The sequence below is a fragment of the Rhizobium sp. Root1334 genome, assembly GCF_001426665.1.
In the GTDB taxonomy this organism is placed as follows: domain Bacteria; phylum Pseudomonadota; class Alphaproteobacteria; order Rhizobiales; family Rhizobiaceae; genus Pararhizobium.
In genome coordinates this window covers 630,212-648,411 of sequence record NZ_LMEY01000023.1, presented here as the reverse complement: position 1 = coordinate 648,411, position 18,200 = coordinate 630,212, and the positions used below count along the sequence as shown (strand labels likewise).

Below are 18,200 nucleotides of genomic sequence, written 5' to 3'. Positions count from 1 at the left end.
GTTCTTTCATTGGTGAAACGCCGTTATTCCGCCGCCGCCGAAAGGCCTTGCAGTTCGAACCGGGCGGAGTTCGAACGGGGCGACCAGAGGCCGCGATCGATCGCCTCCATCAGCTTGTCGGTCATTTCGCGCAACGCATCCGGGTTCTTGTCCTCCATGAACTGGCGGACGCGCTCGTCCATCACATAGGCCTGGTAGACGGCCTCGAAATGATGGCTGCGGACAGCGCCTGTCGTTGCGGCAAAGGCAAACATGTAATCGACCGTCGCGGCGATTTCGAAGGCGCCCTTGTAGCCGTGGCGCATGACGCCATCGATCCATTTCGGATTGACGACGCGGCCGCGCACCACCCGGCCGATCTCTTCTTCCAGCGAGCGGATCACCGGCTTTTCCGGGCGGGAATGGTCGTTGTGATAGATCGTCGGGCGCGTGCCGGCCATCTGCTCGACGGCCAGGCTCATACCGCCTTCGAACTGGTAATAATCGTCGCTGTCGAGCAGATCATGCTCGCGGTTGTCCTGGTTCTGGACGACGGCCTCGACGGTCTTCAGCCGCGCTTCCAAGAGCCCGCGCTCGGCCTTGCCGTCTTCCCCGGCGCCATAGGCATAGCTTCCCCAGGTGAGATAGGCGTCGGCGAGATCGGCGCGGTTATTCCAGCCGCCCTCGTCCATCAGCGCCTGCAATCCGGCACCATAAGCGCCAGGCTTCGCGCCGAAAACGCGGTAAGAGGCACGCCGTGACGCATCCTTCGTGGAGACACCGGCAGCTTCCAGCCGTTTGGTTTCCGCCCGCATGCGCGCGGCAATCATGTTGTCGGCATCGTCCTCCTCGAGCGCACCGACGGCGCGGATCGCCGTATCGAACAGCGCGATCTGCTCGGGAAAGGCATCACGGAAAAAGCCGGAAATCCGCAAGGTGACATCGACACGCGGACGGCGGAGCATCGCCAGCGGCACGATCTCGTAGCCGGTGACACGGCGCGACGCCATGTCCCAGACCGGCTTCGTGCCGATCAGCGCCATCGCCTGGGCAATATCGTCGCCGCCGGTGCGCATGTTCGATGTGCCCCAGGCTGTCAGCCCGAACGATGTCGGCCAGTCGCCATGATCCTGCAGGTAACGGCGGATCAACAGTTCCGCCGATTTCTTGCCAAGTTCGAACGCGGCCGGCGTCGGCACGGCACGGCTGTCTACCGAATAGAAATTGCGCCCCGTCGGCAAGACATCGGGTCGGCCGCGCGTCGGCGCGCCGGAGGGGCCAGGCGCGACGAAACGGCCATCCAGGCCGGTCATCAGAGCGGCGATTTCGGCGGCGCCGGATTGGGTGATCGAAGGTTTGAGGCGAGTTTCGATTTCCTCCAGGACAGCACGGGTGGCGCTCCAGTCGTCAGGGCAAACCAATTCGCCGGAGACGAATTTGGCGGCCAGCAACTCGACACGCTCGACGGTGTCGCCAGCGGTGCGCCACGGGGCATCGGATACTTCAGCGAGGATCGCCGGTTTCGGGCCTCCCCACGCATCGGATAGGACGCAATCGAGCGGGTCGAAAGAAAAGATCCCCTCCCCACCCCCTCCCCACTGGGGGGAGGGACTGATCTGCGGCACGTCCGCCTGCCCATCTCCAACCTTGGTGGACGGAGCAGCAGCGGTGCCCAGAACACTGGGTCTATGGGATCCGAAACCGAGCGCCGGGTTAAGTCCCTCCCCCTTGTGGGGAGGGGTTGGGGAGGGGGTTCTTCCAAAAGCATCCGCCGCGATCGCCCGCTGCAGACTCTGGTCACCGCCCTCGCCCAACCCGCGCGGAACACGCGCCAAAGCAACCGTCAGATCCGTCAGCAGCCGCCCTTCCGGCGCCACGCCAAAAACATGCAGGCCGTCGCGGATCTGCAGCTCCTTGAGGTCGCAGAGATAGGCGTCGAGCTTTTCCAGCGCCTTGTCCTCAGCGTCTGTACGAGCAATGCCGGCATCCTGGTCGAGGCCGATATCGCGGACAAGCTCAAGGATTTGCTTGCTGAGCAACCGCAGACGCCGCGGGTCTCCGCCAGCCGCGTCGTAATATTCGTCGACCAACGCTTCGAGATCTTTCAGCGGGCCATAGGATTCGGCCCGCGTCAGCGGTGGCGTCAGGTGATCGATGATGACGGCGCTGGTGCGCCGCTTGGCCTGCGTACCCTCGCCGGGATCGTTGACGATGAAGGGATAGAGATGCGGCATAGGGCCGAACACCGCTTCCGGATAACAGCTTTCCGACAGCGCCAGCGATTTGCCCGGCAGCCATTCAAGATTGCCATGTTTACCCATATGGACGATGGCATGAGCGCCGTATTCGCGGCGGAGATACGCGTAGAAAGCCAGATAGCCATGCGGCGGCACGAGGTCCGGCGAATGATAGGTTTCCTTCGGATCGATATTGTAGCCGCGGGCCGGCTGGATACCGACCAGCGTTTGTCCAAAACGCGTCAGCGGCAACGCAAACTGGCCATCCCGAAAGAAAGGATCATCCTGCGGACTTCCCCATCGCTCAGCAACCCCGCCTTGAATCTGGACGGGAAGAGACGCGAAGAAGGCGTTGTATTGATTCAAGGAAAGCGTTTCGCGGATTTCGCAATCGACCCGCGCCGAATTGGTTGGCCCGTCCATCAGATACCGGATCAAGGCGTCGCCATCGGCGGGAACCGAATCGATGGCGTAACCGGCAGCAGCCATCGCCTTCATGACTTCGATCGTGCCAGCCGGCGTATCGAGACCAACGCCGTTGCCAAGCCGCCCATCCCTGTTGGGATAGTTCGCCATGATGATCGCCACGCGGCGCTCAGACGGCGCAGCGCGGCGCAATCTCGCCCAGTTCGCCGCCAGCTTGGCAGCAAAGGCGACGCGGTCGCCCAGCGGCTCGTGGCCGACGATATTGGCTTCGACATCGGTATCATAGACGGCCGCAGCCTTGAAGGAGACGGCCCGGGACAGGATGCGGCCGTCCACTTCGGGCAACGCCACGTTCATCGCCAAATCCCGTGCCATCAAACCTTGTGGCGAGTTCTCCCAGGCAGCACGCGAGGAGCCGGAAAAGATCACCTGGAGAACCGGTGCATCGGAAAACTCCAGCACGGTCGGCTTGCGGTCGGCCCCGGGCGCGGAAACAGCAAAACCAGTGGCATTCATCACCACCGCCGGCGGCACCTCACCAAAGATCGCCTGCAACGTGCCGATCGACACCGCATCCTTGAGGCTGGACACGAACACCGGCAAAACGGTCATGCCTTCGGCGCAAAGCGCCGCGATCAGGGCTTCGACGGGTTTGGTCTCGCCGCTTTGAACCAGTGCGCGGTAAAAGCAGATGGCGACGGTGGAGCCGGCTGGCGATTGAGAAGCGATATCCGGGACAAACCCGGCCACCGCTTTCCAAGCCTCAACCCCGATCACACCCTGCCCCGGCCACCAGATCCCCGCCTTCATCAGTGGAGCGGCGGATTCCGGCTTTTCCAAGCCGCCGATCAACGCCTCCGCATAACCGAGCAGCCGTGCCATGTTGCCGGCACCACCCTCGGTGAAATAGGCCCACATCCGATTGCGGTCTTCGGCGGAAATGGTCGAAAAAGGCTCCAGCCCTGGATCGGGCTTGTCATCGCCAGGCAACACGGCAATCTGGAATTTATGCGTGACGGCAGCCGCATGCAGCGCCTCCAGCACATAGTGAAAATAGCTGGCACCGCCGAGCGGGCGCACGATGATCAGCCTGGCATGGCGCGCCGTGCGCTCGACATAGGTATCAACCGACATCGGGTGCTTGAGCGTCAGGAGGCTGGCGACCCGCAGGCTCGACTTTGCCCCACGTGTGCGATGTGCCCCGGCAATCGAGGAAAGCTCGGTATCGGCGGCCGACAGAAAAAGGATATCGGCGGGTGACTGGCCGAGATCGATCGCTTCCTCGCCGTCGGTGATCGTGCCCTTTTGGGCTAGAAGGAGATGCATGGCATTCCCCGAGGGCAGTCGTACCCCCCTCTGTCACTGCGTGACATCTCCCCCACAAGGGGGGAGATCGGGACCGAGCGGCCCCGGGACGCGTGCACCAAAAGCTTTGAGCGCGAGGCAGCCACAGCTGATCTCCCCCCTTGTGGGGGAGATGTCCGACAGGACAGAGGGGGCGACTCCGCGCTCACCATTATCAAACCGCCGCTGTGATCGCAGCGCGCACGGCCGCTTCATCCATATCATGCAGACCGATGACGACCAGGCGGGTGCGGCGCACTTCGCCGGCTGCCCACGGGCGGTCGAAATACTGGTCGATGCGGGCACCGACGCCCTGGATCAGCAGGCGCATCGGCTTGCCGGGGATATCGGCGAAACCCTTGAGACGCAGCACGTCATGTTCCGCAATGATCGGCTTCAGCTTTTCGATGAACCCGGCCGGATCGGCAACGGCACCAAGTTCGACGACAAAGCTGTCGAATTCGTCGTGATCATGCTCTTCGCCGGCCTCGTGTTCCATCTCGTGATGCGATTTGCGGTTGGCGATATCGCTTTCCGTGCCAACACCGAGGCCGAGCAGGACGGCGGCGGACACCTCGCCGTTCTTTGCCTCAATCATCGCCGGTTTGCGGCTGGTGCGCGACGAGACTTCATTGCGGACGAAGGCAAGACCGGTCGAGTCGAGCAGGTCGGTCTTGTTGAGAATGATCAGGTCGGCCGCAGTCAACTGGTCTTCGAACAGTTCCTCGATCGGGCTTTCATGATCGAGGTTGTCGTCGTTGACGCGCAGCGCATCCACCTTGTCGTGATCGTCGGCAAAACGCCCGGCGGCAACGGCAGCGCTGTCCACCACGGTAACGACACCGTCGACCGTGACTTCGCTGCGGATATCCGGCCAGTTGAAAGCGGCGATCAGCGGCTGCGGAAGCGCCAGGCCGGACGTCTCGATGACGATATGGTCCGGGCGATTTTCGCGCTCAAGCAGCTTGGTCATCGTCGGGATGAAATCGTCGGCAACGGTGCAGCAGATGCAGCCGTTGGTCAGCTCGATGATATCGTCCTCGCTGCAGGCTTCGGCGCCGCAGCCCTTCAGCACGTCGCCATCGACGCCGAGATCGCCGAACTCGTTGATGATCAGCGCGATGCGGCGTCCTTCCGCATTCTGCAGGATGTTACGGATCATCGTTGTCTTGCCGGCGCCGAGGAAGCCGGTGATGACGGTTGCGGGAATCTTGCCGTGGACGGCTTTAGCAGTGGTCATGGATCAACCCTTCATTTTCAGCGGCAATCCAGCCGCGATAAAATAGACGTCAGCGGATATCTCCGCAATGATCTGGTGCAGCCGGCCGGCATGGTCGCGAAAGTCGCGCGCCATGCGGTTCTCCGGCACGATGCCAAGCCCGACCTCGTTGGACACGAAAACCAGCCGGGCCTTGGCCTGCGGCACATAAGCCGCAAGCCGTTCAAATTCCGCCGCGATATCCCGGTGCTCCATCATCAGATTGGTGACCCAGAGCGTCAGGCAATCAATCAGAATGATGCGATCCGGCGCATCGATCGCCTTCAGACAGGCGGCAAGCTCAAGCGGCTCTTCATGGGTCTGCCACTCCGGCCCGCGGCGATCGCGATGCTCGTCAATCCTTGTCTGCATCTCGCCGTCCCAGGCTCTTCCTGTCGCGACGTAATGCAGGCGCAGACCCGACGCCGTGACGAGTTTTTCAGCGAAAGTGGATTTACCGGACCGGGCGCCGCCGAGAATCAGCGCGCTACCTGACTGTATCGATGTCATGGAATGGTCCTGGCCTCAGCGCGCGCCGGGAAGTACGCAGACCAATGGACCACGCGAGCGAAAAAGCGCGGCAATGCAAAACGGGCCGTTCGGGGAACGGGATGATAAAGCCATGACAACCTCCGTGCTGGCATCGGGAGTATCTCTCCCTGGATCGGGCGAGCCCCTCGCTAAGATGGGGCTCTTGAGGATGGCAGGTCTCCTGGCTCACGGCGCCACGTCCCCAAAGGGACGAACGGGTCCACCTCGCCTTCCCGGAGGTTTGCGCCAGATTGCGTGACCGCAATCGACGGGCATTACGAAGAGGTGGACGATTCGTAGACAATAGAGGCGTCCGGCCCCGGCTGATCGTAATGCCACTCCAGTGGCTTTTCCGGTTGGGCCAATGCGCGCCGCTGCCGCGAGTGCGGACAGTCCGGAAGCACCGGCTTTCCCGAATGGTGAACCCTGACCGTTCTACAGTCGCGGGGTCGGCTGCGATAAGGACGCCCGGCTTGGGTCCGGCCCGTCGCATTCCCATTTACTCCCGGCATGCACAAGCATATCGGGAACCATCCAATGACTGATGATTAGGCGCTCACCTGGATCAAGTCAATTGCGACACTATCTCCGCCACCTCGGTTTAGCGTGATGTGATCAAGACTTCACTTGATCTCCAATGCCATGCCTTCTAGGACGGCGCGGAGACTGGATGGCCTGGCAATGAAGCTGAAGATGATACCCAAATTCGACCTGCGCCGCCTCGGCTATCTCTCGCTGCTGTTTGACCGTGGACGCATGCGGGCCTTTGCGCGGCGCAGTGAACTCGGCCTGGTCGTTGCGGGCATGATCGTCGGCATCACGTCAGGTCTCGCCGTGACCGCGATGAGCATCATATCCAGCCGCCTGCACAGCCTGATTTTCGGGATTGCCGACGAACAAAGGTTGAGCGCGAGCGATCTGCGGGGCGAAATCTCGGTGTTGATCGCGCCGGTCGTCGGCGGGATCATTCTTGGCCTTGTGATGCTTCTTCTGGCGTCGTGGCGTAAAAAGCCAATGGTCGACCCGATCGAGGCCAACGCCCTGCATGGCGGCCGGCTGTCCTTGACCGACAGCATCATCGTCGCGGTCCAGAACCTGATCTCCAACGGCTTTGGCGCCTCTGTCGGGCTTGAGGCCGGGTACACCCAGCTTGCGTCCGGCATCGCCTCCAAGCTCGGCGTTTCGCTGCAGCTTCGCCGCTCGGATCTGCGCACGCTGGTCGGCTGTGGCGCCGCCGGAGCCATCGCCGCCGCGTTCAACGCACCCTTGACTGGCGCCTTCTATGCGTTCGAGCTGATCATCGGCACCTATACGATCGTGTCGCTGACGCCGGTCGTCGTATCCGCATTGATCGCCAATCTCGTCGCCCGATGGCTCTATGCCGGTGATTTCACCATCGATGTCGGGCAGTTCGGCGCGGTCGTTCCGGCCGACTATCTGCCAGCATTGCTGCTCGGCTGCTTCTGTGCCGGCATGGGCATCCTGTTGATGAAGGGTGTCTCGCTGGTCGAGGGTCTTGCCCGCCGCAGTTCGATCCCTGCGCCGATGCGGCCTGCGCTTGGTGGTGTCGTCGTTGGCCTTCTGGCGCTGGTCTCACCGCAGGTTCTTTCGGCCGGTCACGGCGCCTTGCACCTCAATCTCGCCAGTTCGCCGGCGATCCCGATGTTGATCGGTCTGTTCCTCCTGAAATCGCTCGCCTCGGCCGTCTCGATCGGTTCAGGATTTCGTGGCGGCCTGTTCTTTGCCTCGCTGTTTATGGGTGCGCTGCTCGGCAAGCTGTTTGCCTTTTCTGCGCCCTACATCTTTGCCCATGCAACGTTGACACCGGTCATCTATGCCGTTGTCGGCATGAGCGCGCTGGCGGTCGCCGTCATCGGCGGGCCATTGACCATGACCTTCCTGGCGCTGGAAATCACCGGTGATTTTCCGATCACCGTTCTGGTCCTCGCAGCCGTGATCACCTCATCGCTCGTGGTCAGAACCACCTTCGGCTACTCGTTCGCCACTTGGCGTTTTCATCTGCGCGGCGAAAGCATCCGGAGCGCCCATGATGTCGGCTGGATCCGTAACCTGACGGTCGGCCGCCTGATGCGTACCGATGTCCGCACCATCGACGCCCACGCAACGCTGGAGGATTTTCGCCGCGATTTTCCGCTCGGATCAACACAACGCGTCGTCGTCGTCGATGGCGCGAAATATGCCGGCATCATCCAGGTTCCCGAAGTCTATGCCAGCCCCATCGAGGCCAGCGAGGAAAAGCAGGGGCTTTCGGGCTTTGTCCGACTTCCCAACGATTTCCTGCAGCCGAACATGAATGCCAAGCAGGCGGCCTCCCTGTTCGACACCACGGAGAGCGATGCGCTGGCCGTGGTCAACAACCTCATCGAACGGCGCGTCGTCGGCCTTTTGACGGAAAGCCATACGTTGCGCCGCTACAGCGAAGAGCTGGACCGCAGGCGGCGCGAGGCATCGGGAGAGATTTGAGGCAAGGCGTGCCTGTCAGGACGGCATCAATCCATCCAGCCAGCGCGGATCCAGCACCGCCTCCAGTTCGGCCGCGACGTCGTCGAGCGCACGGTCAACTGAAAGCCGATAGTTTTCGCCGCCCCCCTCGATACCGAAGCTTTTAAGCAGCGCCGCGCGATAAGCGTCGCTGGCAAACAGCCCATGCAGATAAGTTCCGCTGACCATGCCATCTGCCGAGACCGCGCCATCCGGGCGGCCATCGATAATCACGGCCGGGCGGTTACAATCGGAGCCGGTGGTGCGACCGAGGTGGATTTCATAACCTTCCAGCGCAACATCGTAGATCGCCGAGCGGGCCCTGCTGTTGCGCACCGTCTTTTCCGGCGCCATCTCCGTTTCGACTGCCAGAAGGCCAAGCCCTGGGATTTCGCCGACATTGCCTTCGATACCATGCGGATCGGTGACCCGGTCTCCCAGCATCTGGTATCCACCGCAAATGCCGATGACACGGCCACTACGCCGCACATGCGCCTGCAAATCGCGGTCCCAGCCTTGAGCCCGAAAATCCGCAAGATCGGCAATTGTTGCCTTCGATCCGGGTATGACGACAAGACCGGCATCGGCAGGAATGCGCTCACCGGGCCGCACAAAGACCAGATCGACCTCTGGTTCGGCAGCCAGAGGATCGAGATCGTCGAAATTGGCGATGCGTGACAGAACCGGCACGGCAACCTTCAACGCCCTGCCCGTTCCACGTGCCAGCTTTTCGAGAACGACGGAATCTTCCGCCGGCAGGCGGGCGGCACTCTTCAGCCACGGCACGACGCCGAAGCACGGCCAGCCGGTAAAACCGTTGACCGCCGCAATGCCATCGTCAAACAGCGACACGTCACCCCGGAACTTGTTGATAATATAGCCGCAGATCATGGCACGGTCTTCGCCAGACAGAATAGTGTGCGTGCCGACCAGCGAAGCAATGACGCCGCCGCGATCAATATCGCCAACCAGCACGACCGGCACATTGGCGCGGGTGGCAAATCCCATATTAGCGATATCGCCGGAACGCAGGTTGATTTCGGCCGGCGATCCCGCCCCTTCGACCACCACCAGATCGGTGCCTGACCGCACCGCCTCGAAGCTTTCCATGACGGCGCCCATCAGCTTCGGCTTCAAGGCTTGGTAATCGCGTCCTCTCGCCTGCCCGGCCACCCTGCCCTGAACGATGATCTGGCTACCGGTCTCCGACTGAGGTTTGAGCAGAACCGGGTTCATATGCACCGACGACGGGATGCGCGCCGCCATCGATTGCAGCCATTGTGCGCGGCCGATCTCACCACCATCGTCGGATACAGCTGCATTGTTCGACATGTTCTGCGGCTTGAACGGAGCGACTTTCAGGCCGCGATTGGCTGCGATGCGGCAGAGCCCCGCCACGAGTACCGTTTTTCCGACATCGGAGCCGGTTCCCTGGAGCATGATCGTCTTTGTCATGGCCCATCCTCTAGCATTGCCCCAACCGCAATAAAAGCCATATTCCGCCGCATTTTTGCCGTCTTTCGCACCCGTTTTTCACGCGATATTTCAGGCTGCCGCAAGGCTTGTATGACACGCATGGCAAACCATCCAAAAAGCGACATATCGTGGCGAAAATACTCGTTGTATTCCGCCCCAACAGGACTATATCAGCACTATCAAAGCACGGAGCGAAAGGCGCTCCACACCCAAGGTCACACCCCGATGTTGTTCATCTTCAGCAAGCCCAATTTCGTTCAGATCGCCTGGAATTCGAAGGTACCCGACAGCCAGTCGCGCGTCCGCAACACGGTCATGTCCGCCCCCTTCGGCCCGCTCGGTTTCATCCGGACCCGCAGCGTCGGCTGACACACACTCTCCTCCCAGACTGACAATTCGAACCGCGCCTGTCTTCGGACGGCGCGGTTTTTTTATGCCAACCAATCGAGAAAGGCGCCGGAAATGCGAAAACCGCACCCGCTCCTTCCGGAACCGTGCGGTCTGCCAAAGCTACACATGGCCACTCCGGCATACACCCGGAGATCGCTCCGGCCGGGACGCAAAACCTAATCCAGCCGGGCGGCCAAGTATCCCTGCCGCAGGAAAACAATTAGCCTGACAGTGTTACCGGATGGTTAGCAGGAGCTTAATCAAAGGTGAATTCCGTCTTTTTTTTCACTTTTTTTCACGACACATGAAAATCGATGTGAAGGCGCATACGGGACACAATTTGTCTGGGATAAAACACGCTCCGCAACTCTTGTGTGAAGCGGTGCTAATTTTGCGCTCAAGAGCGGCGCATTTGCACAAAAATCTTGCCCGGCTCATTAAAATTCAACAGCTTGCGCGCGCCTTCCGGCACCCCGCAAATGCCGTCCGCATGGCCTAAAACGATTCCGGAGGTTGATTTCTCCTGTGGAATACTTACGCTGCCCTTAACGGTAAAAAGAGAGATGGCTGGCGACAGAGTTCCGCGGCCAGACAAAAAAACTCCAGCACCGTCGCAGCGGGGATGAAAGATCGGCCTTGCCACAAGAGCCCCCCGGACTGCTTCAACCTGAACGATCGGGTTTCCGGGAGATGCAGTATCCCGATGGGCCCCAAGATTTTGGCTGCATATAAGACTGGGAGGTCTTAAACATGAAGAAGCTGCTCGCTTCCACCATCATCGCTACCGGCATTTATGCACTGGCCGGTTCCGCTCAAGCCGCAGAATGCGGCGAAGTCAGCATTGCCGAAATGAACTGGGCGTCGGCCGGTGTCGCTGCTTGGGTCGACAAATACATTCTCGAAAACGGCTATGGCTGCACGGTAACGCTCGTTACCGGTGACACCATGCCGACCTTCACCTCCATGAATGAGAAGGCGCAGCCGGACATGGCGCCGGAATTGTGGGTCAATGCCGTGCGCACGCCGCTGGATGCCGCCATCAAGGAAGGCCGCTTGATCGAGGCAGCGCCGCTCTTGAGCGAAGGCGGCGTCGAAGGCTGGTGGATTCCGAAATTCCTCGCTGACGCGCACCCGGATATCAAGACAGTTCAGGACGCGCTGAAGCATCCGGAACTCTTCCCTGCACCGGAAGACCCCTCAAAGGCTGCCGTCATCAACTGCCCGTCAGGCTGGAATTGCCAGGTTTCGACGGCCAATCTCTACAAGGCACTGGGCGCCGAGAAGCTGGGTTTCGAGTTGGTTGATACCGGGTCGGCAGCGGGTCTCGATGGGTCGATCTCCAACGCCTTTGAAAAGAAGTCGGGCTGGCTCGGCTATTATTGGGCTCCGACAGCCATTCTCGGCAAGTATCAAATGACGCGGCTGAGCTTCGGCGTCGAGCACAACAAGGCTGACTGGGACGCCTGCACAGCGGTTCCGGATTGCCCGGATCCGAAGGTCAACTCCTATCCGACCTCAGACGTCTACACCGTCGTCACCAAGGCGTTTTCCGAAAAGGCTGGCGTCGCCATGGACTACGTCAAGACCCGCAAATGGGATAACGGCACTGTCAACCAGGTTCTCGCCTGGATGACCGATAACCAGGGTACCAACGAAGATGCTGCCAAGCACTTCCTGGAAACCTATCCGGACATGTGGACCAAGTGGGTCGCTCCGGACGTCGCCGAAAAGGTTAAGGCAGCCCTCTAACGGCTTGCCCTGCGGCAGCGGAGCAGATTTCGCTGTCGGCTTTCGGCTACCAACCCGGCACGCCAAATCGCCGCGGCAAACAGCAAATCCCGATACCGGCGACATGAAATGCCGCCGGTATTTCCATCAGATACGGATGTGAAAACGAAAATCGTCGCAAACGGTATAGTCGCCAGGGGCGAAAAGCTGTCACATTCTCGATATGCCGGGGTTCGGAAAGAAACCACCCAAGTCTGCGCGCGGCCTCAAACAGGCATCGTCGACGCAGCCGGCACTATAAAACTTCCGGCAAAAAGGGGAACGACATGGCAATATGCAGTTACTTGCCAGATCTGCTTTGTAAATTTCCGGCGATCAATGATACGACAATCCGAATGGCTCGAAAAAGCGTCGATGACGGCTTCAAGGCCCTCGTCCGCGAATATGTCAATGTCATCGATGCGCTCGTCCAGCCGCTTCAATGGTTTTTGAACTACCTCGAAAAATTGTTCGTCAGCTCACCCTGGATCGTTATTTTGGCCGTCATGGTCGCGATTGTCTATTATGGTAGCCGCGATATCAGGATCACTATTGGCACCATCGTCTCCATGCTGCTGATCGGCCTTGTCGGTCTGTGGAACGACACGATGGTGACGCTGGCCATGGTTACGGTCTGTACGTTCATCGCCATCATCGTCGGCATCCCGATCGGCATCCTGATGGCTCGCTCCGAGCGCGCCCAGTCGATCATCAATCCGATCCTCGACGTCATGCAGACGATGCCGAGCTTCGTCTATCTGATCCCAGTCGTCATGATCTTCGGTATCGGCAAGGTTCCCGGGTTGATCGCTGTCGTCATCTATGCCGTGCCACCGATGATCCGCCTCACCAACCTTGGCATCCGCCTGGTCGACAAGGAAGTGCTGGAAGCAGCTGATGCATTTGGTTCTTCGCCGTGGCAACGGCTGAAAAACGTGCAGATGCCGCTAGCGCTTCCAACCATCATGGCTGGTATCAACCAGACAATCATGATGTCCCTCGCGATGGTCGTGGTTGCCTCGATGGTCGGCGTCGGCGGTCTTGGCCGCAACGTGCTGCAGGCGATCAACAACCAGTTCTTCACCGTCGGTTTCTTCAATGGCTTCGCCCTCGTTGCGATCGCCATCATTTTTGATCGTACCAGCCAAGCCTACGGCAAGCGGCTGCAAAAGCACTCGGAGGTCATCCATGGCTAGTCACGCGATCGAGGTGAAGAACCTCTACAAGATCTTCGGACCCCGCGGCCGCGAATTCATCGACCAGGTCAAGGCCGGACTAGGCAAGACCGAACTGAATGAAAAACATGGCCATGTGTTGGGCTTGCAGAACATCAACATCTCCATGCCCGCCGGCGGCATCATGGTTGTCATGGGCTTGTCAGGTTCAGGAAAATCGACCCTTATCCGCCACATCAATCGCCTGATCGATCCAACGGCGGGTGAAGTGCTCTATGATGGCGTCGACGTCTGCAAGATGAATGAAAACGACCTTCGCGAATTCCGCCGCCATAAGACTGCGATGGTGTTTCAGAAATTCGCGCTGCTACCGCATCGCACGATCATCGAGAACACAATCTATGGCCTGGAAATCCAGGGAGTTCCGGATGCGGAGAGCCGCAAGCGGGCGCAGGGCTGGATCGAGCGCGTTGGCCTCAAGGGCTTCGAGAACCACTATCCCAACCAACTCTCGGGCGGCATGCAGCAGCGTGTCGGTCTTGCCCGGGCGCTGACGAACGACGCCGACATCCTGTTGATGGACGAAGCCTATTCTGCGCTCGATCCGCTGATCCGTGTCGACATGCAGACTGTTCTGCTCGACCTCCAGAAGGAGCTGAAAAAGACCGTGGTGTTCATCACCCACGATCTCGACGAAGCCCTTCGGCTGGGTGACAAGATCGCCATCCTGCGCGACGGCAAGGTGATCCAGCAAGGCACCGGCCAGGAGATCGTCCTGAAGCCGGCCGATGAATATATCACCGCCTTCGTCAAGGAAGTGAACCGAGGCCGCGTCATCAATGTCGAAACGATCATGAAACCGCTCTCGGGCAATGCCGAAGGGATGCCCATCGCGATCGGAACCGTGCTCGAAAGTGCCGCGCGGATGATGACCCTCGCCAACCTGAATGTTGCACATGTCGTCGATACCAATGGCAAGCCGGTCGGCTCGCTGGATCTTGGCACGATCATTTCCGCAATGGTGACGCCAATCGGCCATCAGCTGCAAGCAGCTTGAAGAAAACTCTTATCAGGAGGACAGGGCGGACAATCCGGCCTGTCCCGTCCCTTTCTGGCGCGGTGCTCCACCCATCCTGTCCGCCAGCGCTTTCGACAGACGAATACCCGGCTTCTCGATGGCGAAATGTGCGACAAGCGCAGTGACGACGACGAGAATGACCATCGCCAGCGTCATGACCGTGCCGAAAGCGGCTCCCCGAATACCGAACCCGAAGAATTCTTCCCGCCCGATCGAAAATGCGCCGACGAATGACTGTCCCGTTATTTTCTCGAGGACGCTGCCGGCATTAATCATGCGGGCCTGAACGAAAATGTGGACCATGTAGATCCCGTAGGAAAACGTGCCCAGCCACAGGAAAACTGGCCGGTTGAGAATGCGGCTGAGCGCACCGCCCTCATAACTGAACACGCAGATGGCAAGCGCGAATACCCAGGGCGCCAGAATGTTCACCGGCCCCTTGCCGGCCAGAGCGACAAACCCGAGAATGGCGCCCAGCGCCAGAAGTTCGACGCATGTTGCAATAAATGATGTGACGTGCGGCGTGGCCGCACCCAGATGGCGGGCGACCAGCACCGGCCCGAAGACATGATAGAGCAGTGCGCCCAGTGAAAAACCGTAGAGGCAGCGGACAAAGCCGAGATGCCATGTCGTGTCCATATGGTTCGGTGACCAGGCATAGATGGCCGCCATCCCGGCGATGATCACCGGAATGAAGACAATCCAGTGGCGGCGGCCGAACGACAGGACAGCAAGACCAAACAGGAGATAGGTCCAGACCTCGGCCGAAATGCTCCAGCTGGGACTATTCCAGGTCAGGCGCACGTCCATTCCGATCCCGTTGAGAAGCAGGAGGCTGTTGATCAGTTCGCTGAGACTGTTGCCGTCGGAGAAAGGCGCCGCACCGTCTCCCCGCAACGCCGGCACCGTCAGCCTCAGCAATTCGAATATGACGAAAATCGCAAGCACAGCCAGATGCAGCGGGTACACGCGGCCAAACCGCACGATTGCAAACCGGAGATAGGCGGCGCGGGTGGAAAGACTGGAACGATAGCGGTGCGCGATGACGAAGCCGGACAGCACGAAAAAGTAATCCACAAACAGATAGGCATTGCGAACAATAAGGCTTTCCGACAGTGGTCCGGACGCAGGAAAATGCATCATCGCGACCAGCAGCGCGCAGATACCTCGCCAGGAATCAAGAACAGCAAACCGAACTCTAGACGGGCCTGCACCGCCGCTTGCTGCGGACGCAGGTTCATTGCGGATTTTGATACTGATCATGACCCTGCTGGCTCCACCCACTACGTACAACATGCACGCACAACGCGCATCAATGATGGAGAAAGCGTCCTACGACGCCCCGAAATTTTGCGTTAACCGGACTACGGCGGCGCCAGAAATCCGCCAGATAGGTAAATAAATTTGACAGGCGATACCTGCACCAACGTCAGGATGAACCTGCCGGCGAAAGTATCTTTACGCCGATTTAACCATGTGAATGCACTGTGCGGTCAAGCCGCCAAACCCGTTTACAGGCTGATGTTATGTGGCTGGACGCTGGCCACTCCGGGAATGGACGGGTGGCGACGGTCACGGCAATCTTTACCGTCACGGACACTACGCCTTGCGCAACGCAGACGCCAGAATAGCCATACCGCAAGAGGTGCCCGAAGGGGCCGCCGTGGTAATGCGGGTCGTAACGACCTTTCTTGCGGGTTTCGGCCTGTTCATCATGATCTTGACCCTTAATCCCTTCATGGGAGATGTTGTTTCCGAGGCCGATGGTGGGGGCACGGCCAATGTCGTCAACCAGATCGGCTATCTCGGATTGGGCGGGCTGTTCGTCTTTTTCATGCTGGGCTCCGTTCCCCCCCGAACACTGCTGCAACTGATCTCACCAAGTTGGCTGATCGTTTTTGCCATCGCCTATTTCTCGTGCATGCAGTCCTACGACCCGAATGCTTCGGCACGCGGCGTCACCCTCAGCCTCGTCGCCATGCTCATGGTCGCCGGCGTGCTGGTCCTACCGCGCAGCGAGAAAGACTTTGTCGAGGCTTGCGCGAATGCGGTGCTGCTGCTGCTCATCATCAACTACGCAGCGCTCGTGCTCTTGCCCGAAAGAGCGATCCATCAGGCGTCCGCGTTGGAGTCATGGCACGCCGGCTACTGGCGCGGCCATCTCTCGCACAAGAACGTATCGGCCCCGGTTTTTTCGGTGCTCGCAATGTTCGGTATCTACTGCATCCGGTCAGGCGCGCGCCTGCGCGGATGGGCCATCACACTGCTGGCCGTCATCTTCGTTCTTCATACCGGCTCGAAGACAACGATCGGCTTCCTGCCATTGGCGATCGGTATCGTGCTGTGCGGCAGCGCCATCCGCAGCCCAGCCGCAATCGTCATCTCACACCTGTGTCTCGCAGTGCTTGTCACCTGCCTAACCGTCGGGACAATCTACTCCCCCGGCTTTCTTGCGATGACCGCAGCCGTGCTGGACGATCCGACATTCACGGGCCGCGATGCGATCTGGCAGTTTGCATCCGAGAGCATCGCCGCACATCCCTGGTTTGGCCATGGCTATGCCAGCTTCTGGCAATCGCCGGTCATTCGGGGCATGGAGGCCAATTTCGAAGCGGACTGGGACGTGCGTGGCATCGTATCGGCCCACAACGCCTATCTCGACGCGTTGCTGACGTTCGGCATTCCGGGCGGCGCTGTGATGATCCTGCTTCTCTTCGTAAAACCGCTCGTCGACTACCTCCGCGCCGCCCGCCGCAGAGGTAGCCGCAATTTCTCGGAATTCTGCGTGATGGTCGTCATCTTCATGACCTACAACGGCATGCTTGAATCCTTCATCCTCAACCGCGCCGATCCTATGTGGATGCTCCTTGCCCTCGCCGTTTTCGGGCTGAACATGGCAGCACGCTGCAACCTGCGGCACAATGCCGACTGAGATCATCGTACGGCGACACTCTTGCAATCATATAAGGATATCTTTATATGGTTGCAAAACCCGATGAGATCAGGATCCCCCATGACCGTGCACGCCAATCCGCTTTCCGACCTGCTCGCCGAAAAGGGCGTGCTCCTCGCCGATGGTGCGACAGGCACCTCGTTGTTTGCGATGGGACTGGAAGCGGGCGAAGCACCGGAACTCTGGAACGAATCCAAGCCCGAGAACATTACCAAGCTGCATCAGGATTTCGTCGATGCCGGCGCCGATATCATTTTGACCAATTCGTTCGGCGGCACGCGCCATCGCCTGAAACTGCATCAGGCGCAGGATCGCGTTCACGATCTCAACAAGCGCGCCGCCGAGATCGCCCGTGCCGTTGCCGACAAGGCACCGCGCAAGGTGATCACCGCCGGCTCCGTCGGCCCGACCGGCGAACTGCTGATCCCGCTTGGCGCCATGAGCTACGAAGATGCTGTCGAGGCATTCGTCGAACAGATCGAAGGCTTGAAGGCTGGTGGTGCGGAAGTTGCCTGGATCGAGACAATGTCGGCTCCTGATGAAATCAGGGCAGCAGCCGAAGCCGCCGTCAAGGTCGGGCTTCCCTACGTCTACACAGGATCGTTCGACACGGCCGGCAAGACGATGATGGGTCTGCACCCGAAGGACATGTTCGCCGTTGCCCAGGATATCGGCGGTGGTCCGGTCGCAACCGGCGCCAATTGCGGCGTCGGCGCTTCCGACATCCTCTCCTCGCTGCTCGACATGACGGACGCCAATCCAGAGGCAAGCATCATCATCAAGGGCAATTGCGGCATTCCGGAATTCCGTGGTTCGGAAATCTATTATTCCGGCACACCACCGCTGATGGCCGATTATGCCCGCCTTGCCCGCGATGCCGGCGCCAAGATCATCGGCGGCTGCTGTGGGACGTCCTGCGAACATCTGGCAGCCATGCGCGTCGCGCTTGACACCTATATACCGGGGGATCGGCCGACCGTCGAAGCCATCGTCGAGCGCATCGGCCCGATGCGCAACAAAACAGCCAATGAAGGTCCATCCGCACCCGCCCGCGAGCGCGGCCGCCGCCGCGGCTGAGAAGAAC

General features: G+C 60.0%; 13 protein-coding genes and 1 riboswitch. Of the genes, 7 read left to right on the top strand and 6 right to left on the bottom strand.

Annotated elements, in window-relative coordinates; all coding sequences use genetic code 11:
• Nucleotides 1–23: 23 nt before the first annotated feature.
• The 3 genes from cobN to cobU form a co-directional block, all read right to left on the bottom strand.
• The gene (cobN, locus tag ASD36_RS21480; RefSeq protein WP_060506220.1) at nt 24–3,968 is read right to left on the bottom strand and encodes a cobaltochelatase subunit CobN; all 3,945 of its coding nucleotides are present in this window, start codon (nt 3,966–3,968) and stop codon (nt 24–26) included.
• A gap of 193 nt (nt 3,969–4,161) precedes the next feature.
• Entirely contained in the window at nt 4,162–5,226 is a 1,065-nt protein-coding gene (gene cobW, locus ASD36_RS21475) for a cobalamin biosynthesis protein CobW (protein ID WP_060506219.1), read from the bottom strand.
• A 3-nt stretch (nt 5,227–5,229) separates the two neighbouring features.
• Entirely contained in the window at nt 5,230–5,754 is a 525-nt protein-coding gene (cobU, locus tag ASD36_RS21470; RefSeq protein ID WP_060506218.1) for a bifunctional adenosylcobinamide kinase/adenosylcobinamide-phosphate guanylyltransferase, read from the bottom strand.
• A gap of 174 nt (nt 5,755–5,928) precedes the next feature.
• A riboswitch (cobalamin riboswitch) is annotated at nt 5,929–6,325 on the bottom strand.
• A 143-nt stretch (nt 6,326–6,468) separates the two neighbouring features.
• On the opposite strand from cobU, the gene ASD36_RS21465 reads away from it, so the two are divergent.
• On the top strand, nt 6,469–8,259 hold the full coding sequence (locus tag ASD36_RS21465; protein WP_060506318.1) for a chloride channel protein: 1,791 nt from the start codon (nt 6,469–6,471) through the stop codon (nt 8,257–8,259).
• Between the two features lie 15 nt (nt 8,260–8,274).
• On the opposite strand, the gene ASD36_RS21460 is transcribed toward ASD36_RS21465, so the two are convergent.
• Nucleotides 8,275–9,732: a cobyric acid synthase gene (locus tag ASD36_RS21460; protein ID WP_060506217.1), complete on the bottom strand. Its 1,458-nt coding sequence runs from the start codon at nt 9,730–9,732 to the stop codon at nt 8,275–8,277.
• 246 nt (nt 9,733–9,978) lie between these two features.
• On the opposite strand from ASD36_RS21460, the gene ASD36_RS31050 reads away from it, so the two are divergent.
• Nucleotides 9,979–10,122 carry a hypothetical protein gene (locus ASD36_RS31050; protein WP_112834591.1) on the top strand — a complete coding sequence of 48 codons (144 nt, stop codon included), beginning with the start codon at nt 9,979–9,981 and terminating at the stop codon, nt 10,120–10,122.
• A gap of 418 nt (nt 10,123–10,540) precedes the next feature.
• Here ASD36_RS31050 and ASD36_RS30760 read toward each other — a convergent pair whose 3' ends face one another.
• Nucleotides 10,541–10,786 (bottom strand): hypothetical protein, encoded by a 246-nt coding sequence (locus ASD36_RS30760; protein WP_156393900.1) that lies wholly within the window; start codon nt 10,784–10,786, stop codon nt 10,541–10,543.
• Nucleotides 10,787–10,893: 107 nt separating this feature from the next.
• Between ASD36_RS30760 and ASD36_RS21450 the strand changes: the two genes are divergently transcribed.
• From ASD36_RS21450 to ASD36_RS21440, 3 genes are all read left to right on the top strand, one after another.
• Complete coding sequence (locus ASD36_RS21450) at nt 10,894–11,892, top strand: ABC transporter substrate-binding protein (RefSeq protein WP_060506215.1); 999 nt, start codon at nt 10,894–10,896, stop codon at nt 11,890–11,892.
• A gap of 305 nt (nt 11,893–12,197) precedes the next feature.
• A complete protein-coding gene (locus ASD36_RS21445) occupies nt 12,198–13,106 on the top strand; it encodes a proline/glycine betaine ABC transporter permease (protein ID WP_060506214.1) in 909 nt (302 codons plus the stop codon).
• A complete protein-coding gene (locus tag ASD36_RS21440) occupies nt 13,099–14,142 on the top strand; it encodes a glycine betaine/L-proline ABC transporter ATP-binding protein (RefSeq protein WP_060506213.1) in 1,044 nt (347 codons plus the stop codon). Before ASD36_RS21445 ends, ASD36_RS21440 begins: the two co-directional genes overlap by 8 nt.
• 12 nt (nt 14,143–14,154) lie before the next feature.
• Here ASD36_RS21440 and ASD36_RS21435 read toward each other — a convergent pair whose 3' ends face one another.
• On the bottom strand, nt 14,155–15,426 hold the full coding sequence (locus ASD36_RS21435; protein WP_060506212.1) for an acyltransferase: 1,272 nt from the start codon (nt 15,424–15,426) through the stop codon (nt 14,155–14,157).
• A gap of 265 nt (nt 15,427–15,691) precedes the next feature.
• Between ASD36_RS21435 and ASD36_RS21430 the strand changes: the two genes are divergently transcribed.
• The gene (locus tag ASD36_RS21430) at nt 15,692–17,095 is read left to right on the top strand and encodes an O-antigen ligase (RefSeq protein ID WP_156393899.1); all 1,404 of its coding nucleotides are present in this window, start codon (nt 15,692–15,694) and stop codon (nt 17,093–17,095) included.
• Between the two features lie 81 nt (nt 17,096–17,176).
• Nucleotides 17,177–18,193 carry a betaine--homocysteine S-methyltransferase gene (gene bmt / locus ASD36_RS21425; protein ID WP_060506210.1) on the top strand — a complete coding sequence of 339 codons (1,017 nt, stop codon included), beginning with the start codon at nt 17,177–17,179 and terminating at the stop codon, nt 18,191–18,193.
• Nucleotides 18,194–18,200 lie beyond the last annotated feature (7 nt).

Excerpts from the sequence above, each read along its gene's own strand:
- cobU (WP_060506218.1), bottom strand. The coding sequence starts at position 5,754 with ATGACATCGATACAGTCAGGTAGCGCGCTGATTCTCGGCGGCGCCCGG.
- cobW (WP_060506219.1), bottom strand. The coding sequence starts at position 5,226 with ATGACCACTGCTAAAGCCGTCCACGGCAAGATTCCCGCAACCGTCATC.
- ASD36_RS21465 (WP_060506318.1), top strand. The coding sequence starts at position 6,469 with ATGATACCCAAATTCGACCTGCGCCGCCTCGGCTATCTCTCGCTGCTG.
- cobN (WP_060506220.1), bottom strand. The coding sequence starts at position 3,968 with ATGCATCTCCTTCTAGCCCAAAAGGGCACGATCACCGACGGCGAGGAA.
- ASD36_RS21435 (WP_060506212.1), bottom strand. The coding sequence starts at position 15,426 with ATGATCAGTATCAAAATCCGCAATGAACCTGCGTCCGCAGCAAGCGGC.
- ASD36_RS31050 (WP_112834591.1), top strand. The coding sequence starts at position 9,979 with ATGTTGTTCATCTTCAGCAAGCCCAATTTCGTTCAGATCGCCTGGAAT.
- ASD36_RS21460 (WP_060506217.1), bottom strand. The coding sequence starts at position 9,732 with ATGACAAAGACGATCATGCTCCAGGGAACCGGCTCCGATGTCGGAAAA.
- ASD36_RS21445 (WP_060506214.1), top strand. The coding sequence starts at position 12,198 with ATGGCAATATGCAGTTACTTGCCAGATCTGCTTTGTAAATTTCCGGCG.
- ASD36_RS21450 (WP_060506215.1), top strand. The coding sequence starts at position 10,894 with ATGAAGAAGCTGCTCGCTTCCACCATCATCGCTACCGGCATTTATGCA.
- bmt (WP_060506210.1), top strand. The coding sequence starts at position 17,177 with ATGACCGTGCACGCCAATCCGCTTTCCGACCTGCTCGCCGAAAAGGGC.
- ASD36_RS21440 (WP_060506213.1), top strand. The coding sequence starts at position 13,099 with ATGGCTAGTCACGCGATCGAGGTGAAGAACCTCTACAAGATCTTCGGA.